We start from the raw sequence: 21476 nt of genomic DNA, 5'->3' as shown, positions 1-21476 counted from the left end.
AACGAAAAACAAAGGAGGAAAAAGTCTATGCAGCAGCCCTTGGCATATCGGATGCGTCCTAGAACGATTGATGAAGTAGTCGGTCAGCAGCATTTGGTAGGAGATGGAAAAATTATTCGCCGCATGGTCGATGCCCGAATGTTGTCTTCCATGATTTTATACGGCCCGCCCGGCACAGGAAAGACGAGTATAGCCAGCGCTATTGCTGGTTCTACAAACTATGCATTTCGCATGCTGAATGCGGCGACTGATTCGAAAAAAGACCTGCAAATAGTAGCAGAAGAAGCAAAAATGAGCGGTACAGTGATCCTTTTACTCGATGAAGTGCATCGATTGGATAAAACTAAGCAAGACTTTTTACTTCCTCATTTAGAAAGCGGCCGAATCATCATGATTGGCGCAACAACAGAAAATCCTTACATCACTATCAACCCTGCGATACGAAGTCGTACTCAGATTTTTGAAGTCAAACCACTCGATGAACAGGATATCCAAACGGCAATCCAAAGTGCATTGACAGACAAAGAGCGAGGATTGGGCGATTTGGCCATTCGTTTAGACGAAAAGGCTCTTCTCCACTTGTCACGAGCTACAAATGGGGATTTGCGTAGCGCTTTGAATGGGCTGGAACTTGCAGCACGCTCCACTCAACCCGAAAAAGACGGAACGATTCATTTGACCTTGTCGGTGATCGAAGAATGTGTCCAGAAAAAAGCACTTACTCATGATAAAGACGGCGATGCACATTATGATGTGATTTCTGCATTTCAAAAATCGATCCGCGGGAGTGATGTCGATGCGGCTCTTCATTATCTCGCACGTTTGGTGGAAGCTGGTGATCTTGCAAGTATTTGTCGACGATTGATGGTCATTGGCTATGAAGATATCGGATTAGGGAACCCGGCTGCTGCTGCTCGCACAGTGAATGCTGTCTTGGCTGCCGAACGTTTAGGCCTTCCTGAAGCTCGTATCCCTTTAGCTGATGTCGTCGTTGATCTTTGCCTGTCTCCAAAATCGAATTCCGCTTATATGGCTTTAGACAAAGCGATCGAGGATATCCGCGCAGGAAAAGCCGGAGATGTCCCCGACCATTTGAGAGACAGTCATTACAAAGGAGCAAAGGATCTGAATCGCGGGGTCGGCTATCAATATCCGCACAACTATGACCATGCTTGGGTCGATCAGCAATATCTGCCGGACAAGCTGAAAAACACCCATTATTATGAGCCAAAGGACACAGGGAAATATGAGCAAGCACTGGGACAGCAATACTTGCGAATCAAAGAATGGAAAAAGAACTCTTCCAAAAATAATCAGTGATCTTTTATTTTGAGTGAGCTCCCTCATTGCTCTTTTTTATTCCGTGTGCTACTATAGAGATGGGAAATCTGTGATGTTCGAATCGTCCTCTTTGTGTGTTGACCGAACATTTTTATTGATATCTTGGGACCTGTCTTGTGTCACGGCTGGTAACATGCCTTATCATTTGGTAGTTCGAGGCTACGACCATGGGACCCACCTGCTTGAATTCGCGGGATCAATACTACAGGACGAAAAACGGCATTAACGGAGATTACCATCTTTTGAAATAAAGCAATTTGCTCTTGGCAAATTGCTTTTTCTATTTGTTTTTACTGTTGGAGGATGTCATATGATCAGGATCTTGATGGCGATAGCCACCTTATTATTATTATTTGTCAGCTATTATTTATTTCAGAAACAAAAAGTTTTCTTCGTCTTGATCAAAGAAGATGAAAAAAACCATGCTTTTTTGCAATTTTACGGTTCTGCCTATGCTTTTCTAGGAGTATTGGGGATTCTAGCCGCTTTTTTCAATCAGCGATTCTTTGCTCTGCTGTTTTTATTCCTCGTTATTCTTGTTTCAGCCACATTCAGTATACGTTTTGCAAAAAAAATTGCTGAACCGAAGCAGTAAATAATTCTCTTTTTTTACAAAGTGTTCTACAATATAAGAGTAGAACAACGATCGACTTTAAGAGGAGTGAATGCTTATGTTACAACAATACAAAAAGATCATGGTTGCCGTAGATGGTTCAGCTGAAGCTGAGTTAGCTTTTAAAAAAGCGGTGAACGTGGCAATACGAAACAATGGCGAACTTTTGCTTGCCCATGTTATTGATACCCGTTCGTTCCAAACTGTTTCTTCATTTGACGGAATGCTCGCTGAACAGGCAACTGAAATGGCAAAGCAGACACTAGCCGACTATGAAGCGAATGCGAAAAAAGCAGGGTTGAACAATGTCACATCCGTGGTTGAATACGGTTCACCTAAACAGATCATTGCAAAAGAGATCCCTGAAGACAACCAAGTGGATCTGATCATGCTTGGAGCTACGGGATTAAATGCTGTAGAGCGTTTATTCATCGGTTCTGTTTCAGAATATGTGATCCGTAATGCTGCTTGCGATGTTTTAGTAGTCAGAACAGATTTAGAAAACCAATTGCCTACAGAAGACTAACAATAAAAACAGAGCTGTATCGCTTTTGACGATACGGCTCTATTTTTTATTCTCATTCTACTGATATTTGAAAAGCGTCTCTTTACCTAAAAGCAGCTTTCAGGTAAAGATACGCTTATTTTTTTACTGATTGCGTAGACGTTCAACGTCACGGGCAATCATCAGTTCTTCATCTGTCGGGATCACTAATACTTTTACTTTTGAATCTTTTGTAGAGATGTCTAACTCTTCACCGCGCAATGCATTCATTGCAGGATCGATTTCACAACCGAACCATGACATTCCTTTGATGATTTCACTGCGGACATGTCCATCATTCTCCCCGATTCCTGCAGTAAAGACAATTGCATCAACACCATTCATCGTCGTCACATAGCCGCCGATATATTTACGTATTCTGTCCACAAAAATATCATAAGCTAAACGAATATGCTCTTTTTCATAGTTTTTCTCAAGATCTCGCATGTCGCTAGACAAACCAGTCAATCCCAGTAATCCAGATTTTTTATTTAGGATATCGATCATTTCATCAATACCGATTTCTAATTTTTCCATCAAGTACGGCAACACCGCAGGATCGATATCTCCTGAGCGTGTCCCCATAGTCACTCCAGCAAGTGGTGTAAAGCCCATAGATGTATCAACAGACTTCCCACCGTCAACTGCAGTGATCGAAACACCGTTACCCAAGTGACAAGTAATGATCTTCAGTTCTTCGATCGGTTTGTTCAGCAATTTTGCAGCACGTTCAGAAACATAACGATGGCTTGTTCCATGGAAACCATATTTTCTTACTTTGTAATCTTCGTAGTAAGAAACAGGCAAGCTATACAGATAATTGTGCTTTGGCATCGTTGAATGGAAAGAGGTATCAAATACAGCAACACTTAAAATATCAGGCAAGATTTTTTTGAATGCTTTGATCCCCATCAAGTTAGCAGGATTATGCAAAGGTGCAAACTCTGCTAATACTTCGATGCGTTCCATCACTGATTCATCGATCACTACTGAATCCCCATAAGTCTCTCCACCATGGACGACACGGTGGCCTACTCCGGTGATTTCATCATAAGAGCTTAAAATATGCAGTTCAATCAATTGATCAAGCAGCATTTTAACTGCTATTTCATGATTTTCAATATCCATAACTTGTTCAAATTTCTGATCTTCGCCATACTTGATAGTAAAAATGGAATCTTGTAAACCAATCCGTTCGACAATTCCTTTAGCGATGACGGTTTCTTCTGGCATCTGGTATAACTGCCATTTCAAACTTGAGCTTCCAGCATTGATTGCAATTGTTTTAGACATATTACTCTCCTTCTAGTTGAATGATTACAGAGAAGATGATTTCCAAAGTTCAAATTCTTTGAAGAATTCAGTCACCTTCTCCGGTTCTTTTAGTGAAGCAAGTTTCACAAGCAGTACTTCTTTGACTTGTTTTGCCTGTGGTCCTTTTTTCTGTAAAATTAAAATGCTTTTTTGTGATGCCTTGTTACGGAACAACTCATCAGGCAGCTGGATCATGCCTTGAAGATAGCCTTCTTCTTTGAACCATTTTTTGATTTCTTCGCCTTGTTCTGTTTCCAAGAAATTGCTTGGCATCAAAAACAAGCCAAATCCGTCTGGTTTCACATACTTCATTGTTTGTTCCAACAGTAAATGATGTGCGTAGCTGTGCCCTTCTTTTGCACTTGTTAAAAATTCTTTCGCTTTTTGATCATTCGGATAATAACCGATCGGCAAATCGCTGATCGCAACATCTACTGGGTCCACCAATAAATCCTGCAACCCGTCTTGATGGAAATACTGAACATTCGCTTGTGTCAGATCACTTGTAGAAGCTGCGACAGCCAGCAAAGTATCATCAATATCCACACCAAAACCTTCTGCTCGGTATCCTGCATTCGTTAGGTTTAAAAGAACTGTCAATAACAAGTTGCCCATCCCTGCTGCGATGTCTAGGATCTTGACCGGTTCTTTTTTGTTTGTGAATAGTTGCTCAATCAAGAAAACAAATAAAAATCCGATGCCATCCGGTGTCAACTGGTGATTCGCTTGGAGATGCTCTGTCTGACTACCTTTCAATAAAAGCAGCTGTGACAGACGACGCCATTCCTCTGGTTCGAACGACAACTGTTTCAATTCTTCGTAAAGTGCAGCGATTCGTTTGGCCGTTTCTTTATCCGGCACTCCATCCACCACACGTACTTGATAATTGTCGATTAGATTCTCAGCATTTTCGACGTAGGCTTCTAAAAAGGAAGTTCCCAATGCATTTTGTAAAAGCTGAATAGCTTCCAGGTTTTGATTAAACCCTTGTTCCATTTTTTCTGGTAACATGGTGCACCTCATTTCTAGATATATTATAACAATTTTTCCACCTGTTTAATTCTATCGAACAATCAGCAAAATTTCAATCGTTTTCACCGAATTTTATTTGTGAAATGCCAAACATTTTTTTGTCGGAAACAGTGTTATAACAGAAAAGAGGGCGTTTTCACGAACATTCCGATTTTCTGTATCATTCTCTGTACCACTCAATTCTTCCGTAAATTCAAAAGTAAATGGTGCGACTTCGATTTGCAGTTCCACCTTCTGTTTCACTTGACGGTATATGACAGTTCCAGCACTATAATGATATGTCCCTTCCTTTAACGTCTCTTCTCCGGTTTCTAAACGAGGCCCATATTCAGACAAAAACATCTGCTTCATCGTTTTAGCCAAATAAAAATGTTTTACACGTACATGGAGGTCTGCTGATAATCGGTAATTTTCTAACAGAGCGACCATCAATACACTCCCCAGCAAAGCAAGAAACAGCGTCGAAAACAAGATACTCCCTTTATATTTTCGGTTTTGTCCAAATCCCATATCCAGTCTCTCCATTTTTGAATTCGATAAAAAGCGCTATATTCGTCTCCTCTTCTTGCAGTTCAAATTCTTTCACTTCTGTCAGCATCGGCTGGTGTCCGCCTGTCGTACGTCGTTTTCGGATGAGATCCTGATAACGTTCGATTATATACATCCTTCCATCCACTTCATAATAAAACTGATTGTCCTTCACGTAAAATTGCGTGCAGTGTGCTGTTTCTTCCTCTAGTTGCGCGAGGAAAACCAGCCATTCCTTATGATCCTTTTTTTGCAGCAAATGATTGACCTCTTCTGTCTGTTGGAATAAAAGGCTGAAAGTGAGTAAGACACTGCTTAAGATGAGCAGGGCCATCAAGCACTCAATCAGTGTGAATCCTGTCAGTTTCAGTTGTTTTTTCAATTTCGATCACTTCTTTTCCATTCGTAATCCACACTTGCCGGATTTTCCCCTCTTTTGCTATGATCACTTTCTCATCCTTATCAAACGGCGCTTTTCGCTTCGGTAGTTCCTGATGGATACGATATGTTTTGACGTCTTCATATAAACGGCGAGCAAGAGCGACTTCTTCACTGCTTTCTTTTTCAGCCTTTAGTAAAAATAGATTTCCATGATGCATCATATAAACACATACCGCTGCAATCGTTAAAGCGACAAGCGCTTCGAGAAAAACAAAACCGTCTTTACTCGATTTTTTTCGTATAATGTCCGCCTCCCATCTGAAACTGATAAATCACCGTCTTGTTCTTTTCCGGCCAATAAAATTGATACGCCTTCAGTGAACTTTCATTTCCTGTCCTTGCAGCGAATGTGATCGGTGCAGAACGTTGGAGGATAAGGGCTTCTGGGATCTTCAGTTCTTCCCAATCGAAAAGCGGGTCATCCGGTAGCTGAAATCGAATTTTTTCTTTTTCCTTTATATAATCAAATCCCGTCTGCTGCTGATTGACGATTGCACTCTTTTGCACCGCATAGATCCGTTTTTCGAATTGTCCGAAAAAACGATAAACAGCATGTTCTTCTTGCCATGAAGAAAAAGAAAATGCTGGGAACACAAGTATCCCTGTTATCAGTAGAAACACGAGCAGAAGTTCGAACAACGTGTAACTTGATAATTGCCGGTCAGTTGCGGTTGTAGATATCTGCATGTTCCTGCTTGATATATCCTTCATTCAGTAACTCCTCCACTGTGGGGATCCTTCCATTGTTTTGTAAAGAATACAGCTCTTTTTGCGTATCGACCAACTGGATGACAGCTTCGCGGCTTTCCTGATTGACATGATCCCGGTAACGTGAAATATTAGGCACGAACAATAAAACCAAGACACTGATGACGAGCAGAACCACCAGCATCTCAATCAAGGTGAATCCGTTCAATCTCGTTAGTTGTTTTCTCGTGATATTTGTTTTTTTCATTTCAAGACCTCCTCGATATTTCCATAAACAGGCAACAAGATCGCAGCATAAATCGTCAATATCAGCGCTGCAACGCCTAAGAAAAGAATGGGTTGAAGCCAGTGAAGCCAATGACTGATCTGTTGAAAAAACTGTTTTCTAGTCAATTCACTGTAGAATAATAGTTCTTTTCCCAGATTGCCTTTCGCTTCACCTTGTAAAATGATTTTACTGAATTCTTCTGTCAAAAAATCGTAATGCTGAAACTGCATTGCTAAAGGGATACCGGTTTCTAGGCCATCCATCATTTGGACCGCGAGCGATTGGAGCAGACTCCCTTTTTTCGTTTCCTGCAGGCAAAAAATAATCTGTTTGAGTTCTAATCCTTCATAAAAAAGTTTACCAATCTCTAACGCCAGATAAGCAGATTGATACAACGCATAGACCTTGCCGATCCCGATTTTTCTGCTGATCCATTCGCTTTTTTGAATCACATCCATTTTTGTCAGTTTCTTGTTCATCCATCCCCATACACTGCTTGCTACACCGATCATGCCAAAAAAATACCAATGGACAGATTGGATAAAATGAACGCCCCAATGACCTTCCATGACCATATTCGTTCCGATAAGCTGCGGCAGGATAATCTGGCGAAGACTGATTAGGATCCCTATCAGGAACAACATCAGGAGCAGCGGATAACTGATCAGTTTTTTCAATTCTTTTCGAAAGCCATCCACTAAACGAAACTGTTCTGCTAATCCATGCAAGGTTTCAATCAGATTCCCATGTGTCTCTGCTAGCTCGATCTGTACCAGCTGTTCCTGATCAAAGCCCATCTGGTTTAATACGTCATAGAGAGGATGCCCTTCTTGAAGCAGTTTTTGTGCATTTTCTAATGGTGGTGCAGGTAGCAAACGAATATGGTGTAAAAGCCAAAGCGCTTCTTGCAGACTGAATCCGTTGGCTAGAAGTTCCCCCATCACTTGCACAAACTGGCCTTGCTGTTTTCGATTCAATGTTTTAGAACTTTTTCGATTGCCATTTCTTCTGCTGCGCATCACCATAGCTTTCCTCCCACGTTTTCTTTTTCCCGGTTTCATGAAACTGGTAACTCCATAATGCAGTCGGTTCCTGCTGGCTATCTGATAGGATCTCTTGATAAATGACTCCTGACAAACATTCAGTAAGACCTTCATCTCTTGAAGTAAGCTCGCAGATCCGAGCTTTTGTTCCTTCCAAATCGCGCGCATGAACCGTAGCAAATACACGATGTCCCGTCAAAGAAGCACGTATAGCCGCATGCGCCGTTTTTTGATCCCTGATTTCTCCAATGATCAATAAATCAGGACGATGACGCAAAGCAAGTTTCATCAATTGCTCGTAGGTCTGTTCGATTTTCGGATTGACTTGCAGCTGTAAAAACAGCGGCTCTTCGATTTCTACAGGGTCTTCGATCGTGACGACTTGCAATTTTTCTTCACGTGCTAATCGATACATCAAGGATGTCTTGCCTGAACCGACTGGCCCGCTGAACAAATACAACCCACGTTTTTTTGTCTGGTTTTCGATAATAGAAAGATCTTCCAGACAAAAACAGCGAAAATGACTTTCGTCCACATGATACAGTAACCTGATCACCAAGCTTTCTCTCTGCCGATAATCACCTACTGAAGATAAACGTAAACGGATCGCTCGATCAGGCAGATAATAAGTGAATGAGCCCAACTGTGCCTTGCGTTTTTCGCCGATATCCATCTGCCCTAGATATTTGAATCTTGAGATCATCTGCTGCCCGGCTTCTGAAGATAAAGAACGCACCAACGTTCGTTTTTTCCCCCGACGCAAATAAATCTGGAAGCCGGCTTCAAATGGTAAGATATAGAGATCTTGCACTTTGTTTCTAAAGCTTTCATCGATAAGTCGATCCGATAGTTCTTTTATGTCCATTTTTATCCCTCCACAAGAAATATACGCCTTTTACTGTATTTTATTTTGAAATGGAGAAATTATGAAAAAAACATTGGCAAAAACCGAATTTATGTTATACTAGTAAAAATTTATCTTAGGAGGTCCACGAGTGGAATCATTGCTAAACAAACATATATCAGTGGCTGCTAAAAGACAGCCTGCTGATTTAGTGATCAAACAGGCAAAAATCATCAATGTCTTTACGAAAGAAATCATGAGCAAAGATGTGGCAATCTGTGATGGAAAAATCATCGGAATCGGTGAATATGAAGGACTTGAGATAGTTGATGCCAAAGGACAATACTTAGTTCCAGGATTTATCGACGGACACGTACACATCGAAAGCTCACTCTTATCCCCACGAGAGTTTGCAAAAATCTCCTTATTGCACGGTGTGACCTCTGTGATTACTGATCCGCATGAGATTGGGAATGTGGCAGGCAGTGAAGGGTTGTCTTTTATGATCGAAGATGCGAAAAGCGCGCCAATGAATATCTTTGTCATGTTGCCTTCTTGCGTTCCTGTCACGCCTTTTGAAACTAGCGGAGCAGTCCTAGATGCACAAACACTCGAACCTTTTGTGACTTTGCCTGAAGTACTGGGCCTTGCAGAAGTCATGAATTATCAAGCTGTCGCAAATAACGAACCAGACATTTTAGATAAAATCCAACTGATGCATCACTATGGCAAAAACATCGATGGACATGCAGCTGGCATCCACAAAGAGGAGCTGAACGTCTATCTGGCAGCTGGGATAAAGACAGATCATGAAGCCACCACTGCACAAGAAGCAAGAGAACGTTTAGCATTAGGTATGTATCTGATGGTACGTGAAGGAACTGTTGCAAAAGACCTCAACGCATTGTTCCCAGCGATCACTCCTGAAAATTCCCGTCGCTGTCTATTCGTGACTGATGATAAATTAATCAATGACTTGGTTGCCGAAGGATCAATCGACCATATCGTTCGTCAAGCGATCAAACTAGGGATGGAACCATTGCAAGCAATCCAAATGGCTTCATTGAATGCAGCAGAATGTTTTGGGTTACGGACACTCGGTGCAGTTGCTCCTGGTTATCAAGCGGATTTTTTCTTGACAGATGATTTGGAAAAATTACCGATAAATGAAGTATATTTCAAAGGAAAACTTGTCGTATCAAACGGAAAACTACAAGAAAGCTGTTTTCTAAATACCAAGAATCCTTATACCGAGCGATTGCCTGAAATGAATGCTTGTCCTATCGAGAACCACTCGTTCGATCTCGTTCTGCCTTCTTCTTCCAAAGCACATGTGATCGAGATCGTTCCGAATAGTCTGCTGACGAATGATCTTATCGAAGAAATCCAACGAGAAAACGGACTGTTCGTTCCTTCAACAGAAGAAGATCAGTTGAAGATTGCCGTGATTGAACGCCATCATCAAACTGGAAACATCGGCTTGGGGATCGTCAAAGGATTCCAACTGAAAAGCGGGGCTTTAGCTACGACCATCGCCCACGACTCCCATAATCTTGTTGTTGTTGGGACAAATGATGCTGATATGCGCTATGCTGCAGATCTTCTGATCAAAAAAGGCGGTGGCATGGTCGTTGTTGACAGCCAGCAGGAATTAGCCTGTGTCCCTTTGCCAATTGGCGGTCTTATGACGCAAGCACCCTACGATCAGGTGGATCAGCAGTTAGTCCACTTGACACATATGGCACGTCAGCTTGGTGCAAGTCAGGATTTCGATCCGTTTTTGACTCTTTCATTTCTGACCTTATCCGTCATCCCAGAATTAAAGATCACTGATAAAGGGCTATTCTCCTTTTCTGAATTCTGCCTGATCCCACCTTGCTGATCGAAAAAATAACGAAAAAGGAACGGATATCGCTTTGTCCGCTCCTTTTTCGCTGTTTTTTATTTTATGCTTTTTTCTTTTTCGTCTTATCAGGAAACTTTGCTTCAACCCGATAAATACGCTGGCCTCGCGAAGAAAATTTTTCTTCATATTCGGTCATGATATTTCCTTCAAAATCGCTTTGATGCAGATCGAGCCAGACTTGCTGAAGGATCAGACCATATTGAGAAAAACTAGCTAAAGAATACTCGAACAGACCTTGATTATCTGTCTTGAAATGGATTTCTCCTTCTGGTCGTAAGATCTGTTCATCGACTGCTAAAAATGTTTTATAAGTCAGACGACGTTTTTCATGTCGCTTTTTCGGCCATGGATCAGAAAAATTCAGATAGATTTGATCGATCTCGCTATCTGCGAAATACTCGGTCAAAGCTGAGCCATCGACGTGAAGCAGTTTCAGATTTGGAAGAGGACATTCGATCAGCTTATCCAATGCGATAGAAACCACACTTACTTGCATTTCTACGCCGATATAATTGATTTCAGGATGTGCTTTTGCCATTCCGGTAATGAATTGACCCTTCCCCATACCGATCTCAATGTGGATCGGGTGATCATTGCCAAAAAGTTCTTTCCACTTTCCTTTCCATTCAGTTGGTTCGCTGATAACAAAATTCGGGTGGGCTGCTAGCATTTCCGCAGCGCCAGGGCGATTTCGAACACGCATTATTTATCCATTCCTTTCTCTAATTAAAAAAGGCTGGCCAAATCTCCGTAGAGTTTGGGCCAAACCTCAGCCGCTAAAAATTCGTTTTAATTGTAAAATCTCTTCATTCATCCGTCGATGATCTTCTCGCTTACAGTAACGCGTGATTTCTTGCAATAGATTCATCGCAGCATACCAGTGGAATTTTTCCAGTACTTCATCTGTAGGACGTATGCCATAACTGATCAGCCATTGGTTCCAGCTTGATAGAGGAACGTAATTCCCTAAGATCGTTGCGATATCGACCGCTGGATCAGCAAACATGATCGAGTCCCAGTCCACTAAATATAAATAATTTTTACAAACTAACCAATTACGATGATTCACATCTCCATGGACCACTGCAAATTGTTCTTTTTCCATCTGCGGTACTTGCTGACGCAAAAACTGATGGACGATCGTCAGGAACTGATGATCTTTGAGTGCTTCCGGTAAATCTTGTTCGTATTTTTGCAGCATCTTTTCCGGAGTCATCACGCGTCCGCCGATACGATTCAGCATCGTTTTGAGCGAATTCGAATGATGCAGATGATACAATACATCGATCACATCGTTCCTCTGCCCAATCTCTGTCGGTGTCAGTAAGCGTCCTTCTAGCCATTCTTGCGCGGTCAGCGTATCTCCATTCCCTGTACGCTTCGTCCAGACAAGCTTTGGTGTGATTCCTTCACGGGATAGTGCAGCAAGCATCGGAGTCGTGTTTCGTTTGATAAAAACCTTGTCTTCGTCACGCATGCCTATGTATGTTTTTCCTGTATCACCTTTGATGGGACGTAACCGCCACTCTTGGTCTAACTGAAACTCCATCATGCATTCTCCCGTCCTCTTAACTCTATGATTTGCAGTACTTATTATTCTAGTCGCCAAAGCCCTGAACGTCAAGCACATATACGTTCTTTTTCACTTATTTATCATTCAAAAAACCGACTTTTAACAAAAAAATAGAACGAAAAGACCTACGAGACGTTTTCGCTCTATTTTTACTTGTAATTTTCGATCCCCAAAATAATGACACAATCAGTCATCAAGTTTTTTCAAACGTGAAGGTACATATAGTTTAACAAATAGTCCTGTAACCAGCAAATATACCAGCATAGGCAGCCATCTTTCCATCCCATTCAAAACGATCGCTGCAATCACGCCAAAGATCAATGCTGCAAACAGCAATACACCTGCGAGTAAACGCTGGATCGCTTGTTTCTTCTGCTCTTCTTTTACTGGATACAGCTGAACTAGCACCATATAGCGAAATTGACTGTATAAAGGCAGTAGCTGGAAACCGATCAGATAAAGGAACAACGCGCCAATGAACAGACTGAAATAGATCTCTGTGATACCGGCAATCAAGATGCCTCCAATCACTACCAATCTTAAATAAAGACCACTGAAATCTGAACCTCTAGCCAATCTTCTCGCGTACAGATAAAGATACGTATTGGACGTGACTTTTTGAATTTTTTGTAATAGCGGGTCCAGATAGCTCCTTCTTTTCACCCTTGCAGTAATTTCGGGAACATCTGTGAACAAGTTGATGAATTGATAGATTTGGTGCAGACGCTGCTCTTCCATCTGTATCATCTTCTCCCAGTCCAAATGCTTCGCCAGATGTCTCCATAAATACCAGTAATAGACGCCCGCCTGTACCAGTGCTCCGATCAAACCACCCCAAACGGAACCGTATACCGATAGAAGTAAAAGTCCCATTGAAGTGATGCCCCACCCAACTTTCCAGTTTCGTATCAAGGCAGGATCGAAACGAAACAGCTCTGCTCTCTTGATTTGCAGATGACTTGTTTTTAAACACCACAAAATCACTAAGTAGACAAAAAAGAAAGAAAACGGCTGTCCAGTGCTCACCACGACCAGCGGCATAGCAAATCCTCCAGCTAAGCCCAATAACAACATCGGGAAAATACAAGAATAGCGAAAAGCCTGCTGCAAATAGCTTCTCATTTCTTTTTCTTTTGGCAACAAGAAGACAAGATCAGCCGCTTCAGCAAATGTCGCCATCTTTCCTCCAAACAAGCAAAGAAGCCAAAAGAGAGAAATGATCACTCCACCAAAAGAAAACGGAGTAGTCAAGCTTTTCAGCCAATTGGAATAATAGAGACCTACACCGCCGAACAAAAAGAGACAGACCAGCACAAAATGATCATTGAGTACATAGCGCATGTATTTCATCATTTTCTTTTGGTGTTTCGCTAGACGTTTTCGAAAAAAATCATTCATGGTCCTGCTCCTTTGTCAATGCGATATAAATCTCATCTAATGAAGAGTCTGGCAGCTGGAATTCTTCCCGCAGTGCTTCAAGTGTTCCGTCCGCACGGATCTCTCCATTATGTAAAACAACAAAGCGATCACAGTATTTTTCTGCAGTAGCTAAAATATGCGTGGACATCAAGATCCCTGATCCTTCATGTTTCATTTCGACCATCAATTCCAGCAAGGCATTGATTGCCAATGGGTCCAGTCCTAAAAAGGGCTCATCGATGATATATAAAGAAGGCTCAATCAAAAAAGCACATAATATCATCACTTTTTGTTTCATCCCTTTTGAGAAATTCGCAGGGAACCAGTCCAACCGGTTTTCTAATCGGAAAGTCTTCAATAATTTTTCTGCTCTTTGCATCGCTACATCCATCGGAATATCATAAGCCATTGCAGTGACCTCGATATGTTCACGTAAAGTAAGCTCTTCATATAAAGAAGGCGTTTCTGGAATATAGCCGATTTGCTTTCGATAAGCTTCAGTGTTTTCTTTCAATGAGAGCTGGTTGATCTTGATCGATCCTTTTGTTGCATCTAGCAGCCCGATGATATGTTTGATTGTCGTACTTTTCCCTGCACCGTTCAATCCAATCAAGCCAACCATCTCACCAGGTTTCACTTCAAAACTGATATCTTTCAGAACTGGAAGATGGCCGTATCCTCCAGTTACATGTTTTACGATTAAACTCATATTTTTTCCTCCGTCGCTATGTTATTCCTATTATACCACGAAGAAATTTTGAACAATTTGTTTTTTTCCTTACAACATCTTTAACTTATGGTAAAGTTAAGCTAAAACAATAATTCATCATAGAAAGGATGTTTTACATGGAAAACTGTATTTTTTGCAAAATCATCAACCAAGAAATCCCTAGCTATAAAATCTACGAAGACGACATCGTTTACGCCTTCTTGGATATCTCCCAAACAACTAAAGGGCACACGCTTGTCGTACCAAAAGAACATGTTACTGACATCTTCGAATATGAAGACAAACTAGCTGGCGAAGTTTTTTCACGACTTCCTAAAATCGCAAAGGCGCTGGAAAAAGCATTCCCTGAGATGCAGGGATTGAATATTTTGAATAATAATCGGGAAATGGCTTATCAGTCTGTTTTCCATTCACATATCCATTTGGTTCCCCGATACAGTAAAGACGATGATTTTTCTATCCATTTCGGCAATCATCAAGACCAGTATTCTTCAGAAGAATTGACCGCGATCCAAGAAGCGATCCAAAAGCAGGTGGCTGACAATGATTAAAAACTTTCTAAAAGGCTTAGTCTTTGGCGCGGCAGTCGGCACAGTCGGAGGTCTGTTTTTCGCACCTAGAAGCGGAAATGACACCAGAAAGAAACTGATTCAGGAATTAGATGAAGCCACAGAATTGACGAATGAATTAAATAACAGTCTCAATCATTTCAAACGTGCCTTAGCCGAAACAAAAGAAACAGCTAGCACTGTTATTCCTGAATTCCAAGAAGCGATCCAAAAAGATATCGAAGACTTTAAATTCCAAGCAGAACCACGTATTGCTCAAATCAATGAACAAGTAGAAAAGCTGACTGCTGACCTTCCAGATTCCCCATATTACGCGCAATAATGCGTTTATTCGCAGCAGTTATGAGTATTGTTTTTTTCTGTTTATTTTATTTTTGTGACGAATGTGATGAAACTTTGAATTTTGTTTGAAACTATCACGAGAACGTTTTTATCAGCATTTGGATATGGTATAGTTATAGATGTAAAAATAATAATAAATTACAGGAGTGCAAAAAATTGATGAAAAAGAAAAAAATAATCTTAGCAGCTACTAGTGCATTAGCTGTTTTATCGCTAGCAGCTTGTTCTGGCGATACAAATAAAGATATCGCTACAATGAAGGGCGGAACGATCACTGTTTCTGATTTTTATGACGAAGCTAAATTAGAACCTTCAAATCAGACTTTAGTTCAGCGTATGATCATCTATAAAGTGTTCAATAACAAATACGGCAACAAAGTAACAGATAAGAAAGTAGACGCCGAATACAAAAAGCAAAAAGATTCCTTAGGGGATACATTCGAATCCCAATTGAAATCTGCCGGTTATACAGAGGACACCTATAAAGAATATATCCGTAACAACTTAGCCCTTGAAGCAGGGTTGAAAGCACACGTTGATGTAACTGATGATGATCTGAAGACTGCATGGGAATCCTTCCATCCAGAAGTTGAAGCACAAATCATCAAAGTAGCAAGCGAAGATGAAGCCAAAGAAGTGAAGAAATCAGCCGATGACGGGGAAGATTTCGCTAAACTGGCAAAAGATAAATCGACAGATACTGAAACAAAAGAAGACGGTGGCAAGATCAAATTCGATTCACAAACTGCGACTGTCCCAACTGAAGTGAAAGAAGCAGCTTTCAAATTGAAAGACGGTCAAGTATCTGACGTGATTACTGCAACGAATACGACAAATTATTCAACAGATTACTATGTGGTCAAAATGGTGAAAAACCAGAACAAAGGCAATGACATGGACAAATACAAAGATCAGTTGAAAGAAATCGCCACTGAGACACAAATGAATGACAGCAACTTTACAACAAAAGTAATCGGCGAAGAATTGAAAGAAGCAAATGTGAAGATCAAAGACGATGCCTTCGAAAGCGTATTGAGTGCCTTTACAACTACTTCTTCATCCGGTACTGCTGATTCAGGTACGAAGTCTTCTTCAACTAAAGATTCAAAAACAGCTGACTCAACTAAAGATTCTTCCACAGAAGAAAGCACAACTGAGTCTTCTAAATAAACATTGGATGCAAAAAAGCATGGCGATTTGCCATGCTTTTTTATGTCTGATCGTTCCACATCTTATTCAAATATCTTTAGGTACGTAAAAACTGCGATTATCCATTCCGAAGATTCGGTCTGTATATTTTCCTGGATCTGTTTGTCGAATAGATGTCAGCATCATCTGCATCGACGCATCGATATTGTCGATTTGATGCAGCACTTCCGCTTCCATGATCCTTGGACGTACAGGAGAGCCATATTCTAGCAATCCATGATGTGCTAAAACCATATGTCTCAATACTAGGACATCTTCATCTGATTCGTCGATTTTCAACGCGATACATGCCTTTGTGATTTCTTCATCGATTAGTACCAGATGCCCCACTAGATTTCCTGCTAGCGTATATTCTGTAGACATTGCTCCAGATAACTCGATCACTTTCCCAAGATCATGAAGAATGATCCCCGCATACAGCAACGCCCGGTTCAGTTCTGGGTATTCATCTGCGATCGATTTCCCTAAATGGAGCATCGTCAATGTATGATAAGCCAGACCACTGGCAAATGCATGATGGTTTCTTTTTGCCGCTGGAAATTCAAAAAACTGTTTTTGGTATTTGTTTAACAAATGCCGAACGATACGGTTCCAGTGTGCGTTCGTGATTTCAAACAGCAGCTGGTTGATTTCTTCTTCCATATCTTCTTTCTTAAGCGGTGCTCTTTCCATATAAAGGCTAGGTTCTCCAGGCTCATCCATTCTCGTCAGACGCATATGCAAGATCTTTACTTGTGGATTCCCTTGGTATACTTCTCTTTTTCCATTTAGAAAAACAACTGTTCCAGCAGTAAATTTACTGATTTCTTCTTCTGATGCGTCCCAATATTTGCCGTCAATAGTCCCAGAGGTATCCTGAAACGTAAAAGCGATGAATTTCTTCCCATTCTTGGCTATTCTTACATCGGCGTTTTTGATCAAAACGAACAGTTCAAACTGTTCATCAATCATTAATTCACGAAGTTTTTTCATTGTTTGCTCCCTCTAATTTATTTACAGATTGCTGCAGTTCTTGATAATAGCTTACCATTTCTTGGTCAGAAGAAAAACAAATTATCTGATACTTTTCCCCAAATCCAGCTAAAAGTTCAGCCAAACGGTATTTTCGCTGGTGATCGTAGTGCAGCCAACCATCATCAATGATGATCGGACATAACGCTCGATTTGCTTCTAGTGAAAGATAAGCAAATCGCATAGCCATGATCAATTGATCTTTCGTTCCTGTCGACAATTCATAGATTGGAAAATCCGTATAGCCATCTGTCAGTGTCAGTGTATCATTTTTCAGTAAAATCTCCTGGTATTTGTCTTTTGTCAAAATACTTAGATAATGTCCTGCTGCCTTCAATAGCTGCGGCAGCTGCCGTTCACTCATCTCTGTGGAAAGATCCCCTAAAAATGTACCTGCGATCTCTAAACCGCCCCATTTTGTCAGCAGTTGCTGTAACTCAGCTTTTTGTCGACTTGCTTGCTGATACAATTCATCCAAAGTCCCATCTCGCTGCAATTCCTCTACTTGAAGCTGGATGCGCTGGCGTTGTTCACTAACAGATTTTTCTTCCGCCTGCAGTTGTGCCCTAGTTTCTTGAAGGTGCTTCAACTCAGAGAGCAGCTGTACTCGTGTGACTTTTTTAGGGAATAACGGCGTAAGAAGTTCGTTCAATTCAGTCAATCGTTTTATCTTCTGCTTGGTTTGTTTCGCTTTTTGCAAATAAGCTGGTACCTCTGATGGATAAGAAAGAGAGACTTGTTGCATTTTTTCACTATATTGTTGTATCCATAACTTTTGTTTCTTTTTCAGCTGATTGATTTCCTGTTTTAGCAGCGTATTCTGTTGGTAACTTCGAGCAAATTTCATTTGTTCCATCTCTTGGATGAAGTTTGACAAGAGTGACATCTTTTCTGAGATCATCTTATCCTGTACAGGCAGCCATTCTTTGACCGCATCGAATTTCTGGTCAATTTGCGCTAATTTCTGATGGATCTCTTCTTCTCTTTTCTGTTTACGGTCAAATACTTCTCGAAGTTTTAAATAATCTGCTACTTCTTGTCCATATTCTTGCATGATCGTTAAGCTGTTCATTTTTCCTAATGAGTGCTGGAAGGCAAATTCTGCCACTTTTCGCTGGAATGAAAGTTGTTCTTCCTGATTCTGTTTTTTACTTTGAGAAATTTCTTCGATTTGTGCCAAGACGACATCGAGTTGCCCTAGTTTTTCCTGCCACATCCCTTTGATTTCTGGAAAACGATTGTTTTGATTCGTTCCATTTTTCCCTTGATAGAACCGATAAGCAATCAATCCGACAGCAGTTGCAAAGAAAAGCAGTTTCCATGGCATCGGCACAAAGAGTCCTACTACAACAGCCGCTGCTCCAAGCGCATAAGGTTTCCAGTCGTTATTTGTCGGTTCATTTTCTGGCTGGATCTGTACTAAAGAAGGATAAGTTTCTTCCAAGCGATTCACTTCTGCTTCGATTGTTTGCTGTTGCTCTTTTGCTATTTGCAATCGAATCTGCATTTGATTGGATCGATCTTGTAACTGCCGATTTTCAGCAATCAGTTCTTTCCATTCTTCTTCATCCAAAAATTCTTTCGGTTCATTGTTTCTAAACCATTGCCATCGTTGTTCCAATATTTTCAGCTCTGATTCAGTCTCTCTCGTTTCTATTTGCAGACGCTGCCGTTCATTATTCAGTTGTTCTGTTGACAATTGCTGTTGCAGCAGTTCTTTCAATGTATCTTCTTGTTCTAAATAAAAATAATAACGTGCAGATTGCTGATCCATCCCGCTGTGCTTTTCTAGTGTTTCTTCCAATTCCTCTAAACGTTCACTCATCTGTTGATAACGCTTGGAAAATTCTGAAAGATCCAGCAAAAGCTGCTCTTCTGGTATATCGTCTAATGTATTCTCATTCAACTGCTGCCACTCTTCATACAACGAAAAGTTCATTTCCTGCTGTTTTAACCGAGTAAACTGTTCATTCATGTCTTTGAGCTGTTTTAGTAATCGCTCCTGCTGCTTTCTGTAGTCATTTTCTTGGTTGATCAGTTCACCGAAAACAGCTTCTTGGTTTTGCTTTTGGCGGATCTTGTCTTGCAGGATTTTCCAGTCATTCAATTTTTGGTTGATTGGCAGTTTCTGTCCTTTTTTCTTAAAAAGTTGCTGTGCTTGCTGATAATACTCTTGTCTTTTTTGGAATACGTGCGAACTTCCTGTGATTCCCAGAGAGATCAATGCATCGTGCAGTTCTTTTTCTCTTAAATGATCCAACTCTGTTAACTGTTCCTGCTGAAAAGTAAATACTTGCTGGAACAGCTCTTTTGTCAGTGGCGCAATCAGTTTTTCTAGTAGATCATCGCTTCCGATTTGTCCATTCAACGTGACTTTCGCCTTGCCGCGATTTTGCTGCTTGTATCGTTCAACCAAAAATTCGCCATGTACTGGATGTTCGATCCACAATCTCCCGCCATAAGCTGCTCCGTCTTTGGGCGTATAATCTTTCTTTTTGCGTCCCTTTGAAGGAAATCCGAATAATATCGCTTGGATAAACTGATAGATCGTTGATTTTCCTGCTTCGTTTTCACCATAGAACAATTGATTGCCAGAAGAAAAATCGAAAATTTTTTGACGCCATTTCCCAAAAGCAGCAATTTCGATCCGTAAAATCTTCATTCTCGAGCCTCCTCGAATAAAAAGTCCTGTTTAAGTAGTTCTTTTGCTTTTTCAAGCGTCTGCTCCTGGTAATCAGGTAAGTCATTCAATAGTTTAGCCGCTTCTTGATGACCAAATGCTTCATGTAAAATCTGATGGAAATCTTGCGGTATCTGATAGTTTTCAAATAACTGGTCCATCAATTTCGTCGAAGCAGTCAATGGTATCCGAGTTTTGGATTCGCTATTCATAATAGAAATACGCCAAACAAATAAATTAGATGAAAATTGAGTGATTTCTTCTGATAAATAATCCAGCAATTCACCAGTTTGTATTCGTTCGACAACTTCCATGCTCAGATGCTCATAGTCTTTGATTTTCAGTTCTATCAAGTTAAACTTTGACATCTCTGCTGGAAGCTGTTGTTGGACGATATCCAAAATATCTTTCGTTGATTTTGCATGCTGTAATGAGACTTCTTGGCTTTTCCAGTACACCTCCGCTACCTCTAGTGGCTTCAACTGTGATTGATTAGCTGATAACTCCACTAGCAGAACCGAAGTAGCTGTTTTTTCTTTTTGTGTATGCCCTTGTGGTGCCCCGGGATAAACGATATTTTTTGATTCATTCATTGCCATAGGTACGTGTATATGCCCTAATGCCCAATAATCATAGCCTTTTTCCTGCATTCTCGATGGAAGAAACGGTGCATAATTCCCTTGCATCTGCGTTCCTACTTCCCCATGATATAAGCCAATATGATAGTCGACTGCAGCTCGATTGGGAAATTCAGACACTTTTTCCTCTCTAATCCATGGATGGCAATAGCTGAAGCCGCTGATTGCTAACGTTTCACCTGAAGATATACTGAATTTTTTCGTTTCTACTGATTCAGAAGTAAATAAATGGACATTATCAGGGAAATCAAACCAGTAACGTTCTCGTTGGTAAAAATCATGGTTGCCAAAAATCATGTATACTTGGATATTTTTTTGTTTCAACCGATACATTTGTTCAGAAAAATGCTTTTGGATTTTTAATGAAGGTCTGTTTTGGTGGAAATTATCTCCAGCAAATAAGACAAAATCAACATGATTCATTACAGCTTGATCAACAATATTTGACAATACTGTAAGATTTGCTTTCAATAATCTTTCTTGTATGTTCTCATCAAGAATCGTTAAACCTTCAAAGGATCTATCCATATGTAAATCTGCTGCATGGATGAATTTTACCATCAATCATACCTCCTTCTTTTTCTTTTATCATAACATTTCCAACTATTTTTTTCATCATTAACCGAAAATTTGTTCGCTTTTCATGCAAAAAAACAGATGAGCTTTAACAGCTCATCTGTTTTTTACCATTTGCGTGGCGACGTCCTACTCTCACAAGGGGCA

General features: G+C 40.6%; 23 protein-coding genes, 1 rRNA gene and 1 other RNA gene (1 of these 25 only partly in view). 8 read left to right on the top strand and 17 right to left on the bottom strand.

The genetic code is table 11. The annotated features are described in order from the left end of the window. The first annotated feature begins 27 nt into the window (after positions 1–27). From G7Y42_RS07005 to G7Y42_RS06990, 4 genes are all read left to right on the top strand, one after another. Positions 28–1320 carry a replication-associated recombination protein A gene (locus tag G7Y42_RS07005; protein WP_165005420.1) on the top strand — a complete coding sequence of 431 codons (1293 nt, stop codon included), beginning with the start codon at positions 28–30 and terminating at the stop codon, positions 1318–1320. A 62-nt stretch (positions 1321–1382) separates the two neighbouring features. After that, a non-coding RNA gene (gene ssrS, locus G7Y42_RS07000) (6S RNA) lies at positions 1383–1577 on the top strand. 74 nt (positions 1578–1651) lie between these two features. Further along, positions 1652–1936 (top strand): hypothetical protein, encoded by a 285-nt coding sequence (locus G7Y42_RS06995; protein WP_165005421.1) that lies wholly within the window; start codon positions 1652–1654, stop codon positions 1934–1936. Positions 1937–2012: 76 nt separating this feature from the next. Beyond that, positions 2013–2480 carry a universal stress protein gene (locus G7Y42_RS06990; RefSeq protein WP_165005422.1) on the top strand — a complete coding sequence of 156 codons (468 nt, stop codon included), beginning with the start codon at positions 2013–2015 and terminating at the stop codon, positions 2478–2480. Between the two features lie 123 nt (positions 2481–2603). Here G7Y42_RS06990 and G7Y42_RS06985 read toward each other — a convergent pair whose 3' ends face one another. From G7Y42_RS06985 to comGA, 9 genes are all read right to left on the bottom strand, one after another. Then, entirely contained in the window at positions 2604–3791 is a 1188-nt protein-coding gene (locus G7Y42_RS06985; protein WP_165005423.1) for an acetate kinase, read from the bottom strand. 24 nt (positions 3792–3815) lie between these two features. After that, positions 3816–4823, bottom strand: coding sequence for a class I SAM-dependent methyltransferase (locus G7Y42_RS06980; RefSeq protein WP_165005424.1), 1008 nt, complete (start codon positions 4821–4823; stop codon positions 3816–3818). A gap of 93 nt (positions 4824–4916) precedes the next feature. Further along, positions 4917–5354, bottom strand: a complete 438-nt coding sequence (gene comGG / locus G7Y42_RS06975; protein WP_241161927.1) for a competence type IV pilus minor pilin ComGG — start codon at positions 5352–5354, stop codon at positions 4917–4919. Beyond that, on the bottom strand, positions 5326–5754 hold the full coding sequence (gene comGF, locus G7Y42_RS06970; RefSeq protein ID WP_165005425.1) for a competence type IV pilus minor pilin ComGF: 429 nt from the start codon (positions 5752–5754) through the stop codon (positions 5326–5328). Before comGF ends, comGG begins: the two co-directional genes overlap by 29 nt. After that, positions 5714–5974, bottom strand: a complete 261-nt coding sequence (locus tag G7Y42_RS06965) for a hypothetical protein (protein WP_241161926.1) — start codon at positions 5972–5974, stop codon at positions 5714–5716. Before G7Y42_RS06965 ends, comGF begins: the two co-directional genes overlap by 41 nt. A 61-nt stretch (positions 5975–6035) precedes the next feature. Then, positions 6036–6500, bottom strand: coding sequence for a competence type IV pilus minor pilin ComGD (gene comGD, locus G7Y42_RS06960; RefSeq protein WP_165005442.1), 465 nt, complete (start codon positions 6498–6500; stop codon positions 6036–6038). Continuing rightward, positions 6475–6768: a competence type IV pilus major pilin ComGC gene (comGC, locus tag G7Y42_RS06955; RefSeq protein ID WP_165005426.1), complete on the bottom strand. Its 294-nt coding sequence runs from the start codon at positions 6766–6768 to the stop codon at positions 6475–6477. Before comGC ends, comGD begins: the two co-directional genes overlap by 26 nt. Continuing rightward, entirely contained in the window at positions 6765–7808 is a 1044-nt protein-coding gene (comGB, locus tag G7Y42_RS06950) for a competence type IV pilus assembly protein ComGB (RefSeq protein ID WP_165005444.1), read from the bottom strand. The genes comGC and comGB overlap by 4 nt, the downstream gene beginning before the upstream one ends. Next, entirely contained in the window at positions 7771–8697 is a 927-nt protein-coding gene (gene comGA, locus G7Y42_RS06945) for a competence type IV pilus ATPase ComGA (protein WP_165005427.1), read from the bottom strand. The genes comGB and comGA overlap by 38 nt, the downstream gene beginning before the upstream one ends. Before the next feature lie 130 nt (positions 8698–8827). Here comGA and ade point away from each other — a divergent pair, with 130 nt between their 5' ends. Then, positions 8828–10558 (top strand): adenine deaminase, encoded by a 1731-nt coding sequence (gene ade, locus G7Y42_RS06940; protein WP_165037854.1) that lies wholly within the window; start codon positions 8828–8830, stop codon positions 10556–10558. Between the two features lie 64 nt (positions 10559–10622). Here the strand turns inward: ade and trmB are convergent, their stop codons facing one another. The 4 genes from trmB to G7Y42_RS06920 form a co-directional block, all read right to left on the bottom strand. Continuing rightward, complete coding sequence (trmB, locus tag G7Y42_RS06935) at positions 10623–11285, bottom strand: tRNA (guanosine(46)-N7)-methyltransferase TrmB (protein ID WP_165005429.1); 663 nt, start codon at positions 11283–11285, stop codon at positions 10623–10625. A 66-nt stretch (positions 11286–11351) separates the two neighbouring features. Next, positions 11352–12134, bottom strand: coding sequence for a phosphotransferase family protein (locus G7Y42_RS06930; RefSeq protein WP_206215448.1), 783 nt, complete (start codon positions 12132–12134; stop codon positions 11352–11354). Between the two features lie 207 nt (positions 12135–12341). Next, the gene (locus G7Y42_RS06925) at positions 12342–13553 is read right to left on the bottom strand and encodes an ABC transporter permease (RefSeq protein WP_165005431.1); all 1212 of its coding nucleotides are present in this window, start codon (positions 13551–13553) and stop codon (positions 12342–12344) included. Then, positions 13546–14283, bottom strand: a complete 738-nt coding sequence (locus tag G7Y42_RS06920; protein ID WP_165005432.1) for an ABC transporter ATP-binding protein — start codon at positions 14281–14283, stop codon at positions 13546–13548. The genes G7Y42_RS06925 and G7Y42_RS06920 overlap by 8 nt, the downstream gene beginning before the upstream one ends. A 137-nt stretch (positions 14284–14420) precedes the next feature. Here G7Y42_RS06920 and G7Y42_RS06915 point away from each other — a divergent pair, with 137 nt between their 5' ends. The 3 genes from G7Y42_RS06915 (at position 14421) to G7Y42_RS06905 (ending at position 16385) form a co-directional block, all read left to right on the top strand. Continuing rightward, positions 14421–14855, top strand: coding sequence for an HIT family protein (locus G7Y42_RS06915; RefSeq protein ID WP_165005433.1), 435 nt, complete (start codon positions 14421–14423; stop codon positions 14853–14855). Further along, positions 14848–15195, top strand: coding sequence for a YtxH domain-containing protein (locus tag G7Y42_RS06910; protein WP_165005434.1), 348 nt, complete (start codon positions 14848–14850; stop codon positions 15193–15195). The genes G7Y42_RS06915 and G7Y42_RS06910 overlap by 8 nt, the downstream gene beginning before the upstream one ends. A gap of 179 nt (positions 15196–15374) precedes the next feature. Continuing rightward, positions 15375–16385 (top strand): peptidylprolyl isomerase, encoded by a 1011-nt coding sequence (locus tag G7Y42_RS06905; protein ID WP_165005435.1) that lies wholly within the window; start codon positions 15375–15377, stop codon positions 16383–16385. A 66-nt stretch (positions 16386–16451) separates the two neighbouring features. Here the strand turns inward: G7Y42_RS06905 and G7Y42_RS06900 are convergent, their stop codons facing one another. From G7Y42_RS06900 to rrf, 4 genes are all read right to left on the bottom strand, one after another. Next, positions 16452–17396 (bottom strand): HD domain-containing protein, encoded by a 945-nt coding sequence (locus G7Y42_RS06900; RefSeq protein WP_165005436.1) that lies wholly within the window; start codon positions 17394–17396, stop codon positions 16452–16454. After that, positions 17380–20097, bottom strand: coding sequence for an AAA family ATPase (locus G7Y42_RS06895; protein ID WP_165005437.1), 2718 nt, complete (start codon positions 20095–20097; stop codon positions 17380–17382). The genes G7Y42_RS06900 and G7Y42_RS06895 overlap by 17 nt, the downstream gene beginning before the upstream one ends. After that, positions 20094–21314, bottom strand: coding sequence for a DNA repair exonuclease (locus G7Y42_RS06890; protein WP_165005438.1), 1221 nt, complete (start codon positions 21312–21314; stop codon positions 20094–20096). Before G7Y42_RS06890 ends, G7Y42_RS06895 begins: the two co-directional genes overlap by 4 nt. A gap of 131 nt (positions 21315–21445) precedes the next feature. Continuing rightward, a 5S ribosomal RNA gene (gene rrf / locus G7Y42_RS06885) occupies positions 21446–21476 on the bottom strand; it runs 85 nt beyond the window's last position.

The sequence above is a fragment of the Enterococcus sp. ZJ1622 genome (assembly GCF_011038845.1).
Lineage (GTDB): Bacteria > Bacillota > Bacilli > Lactobacillales > Enterococcaceae > Enterococcus_B.
This window is presented reverse-complemented; position numbering and strand designations above follow the sequence as displayed.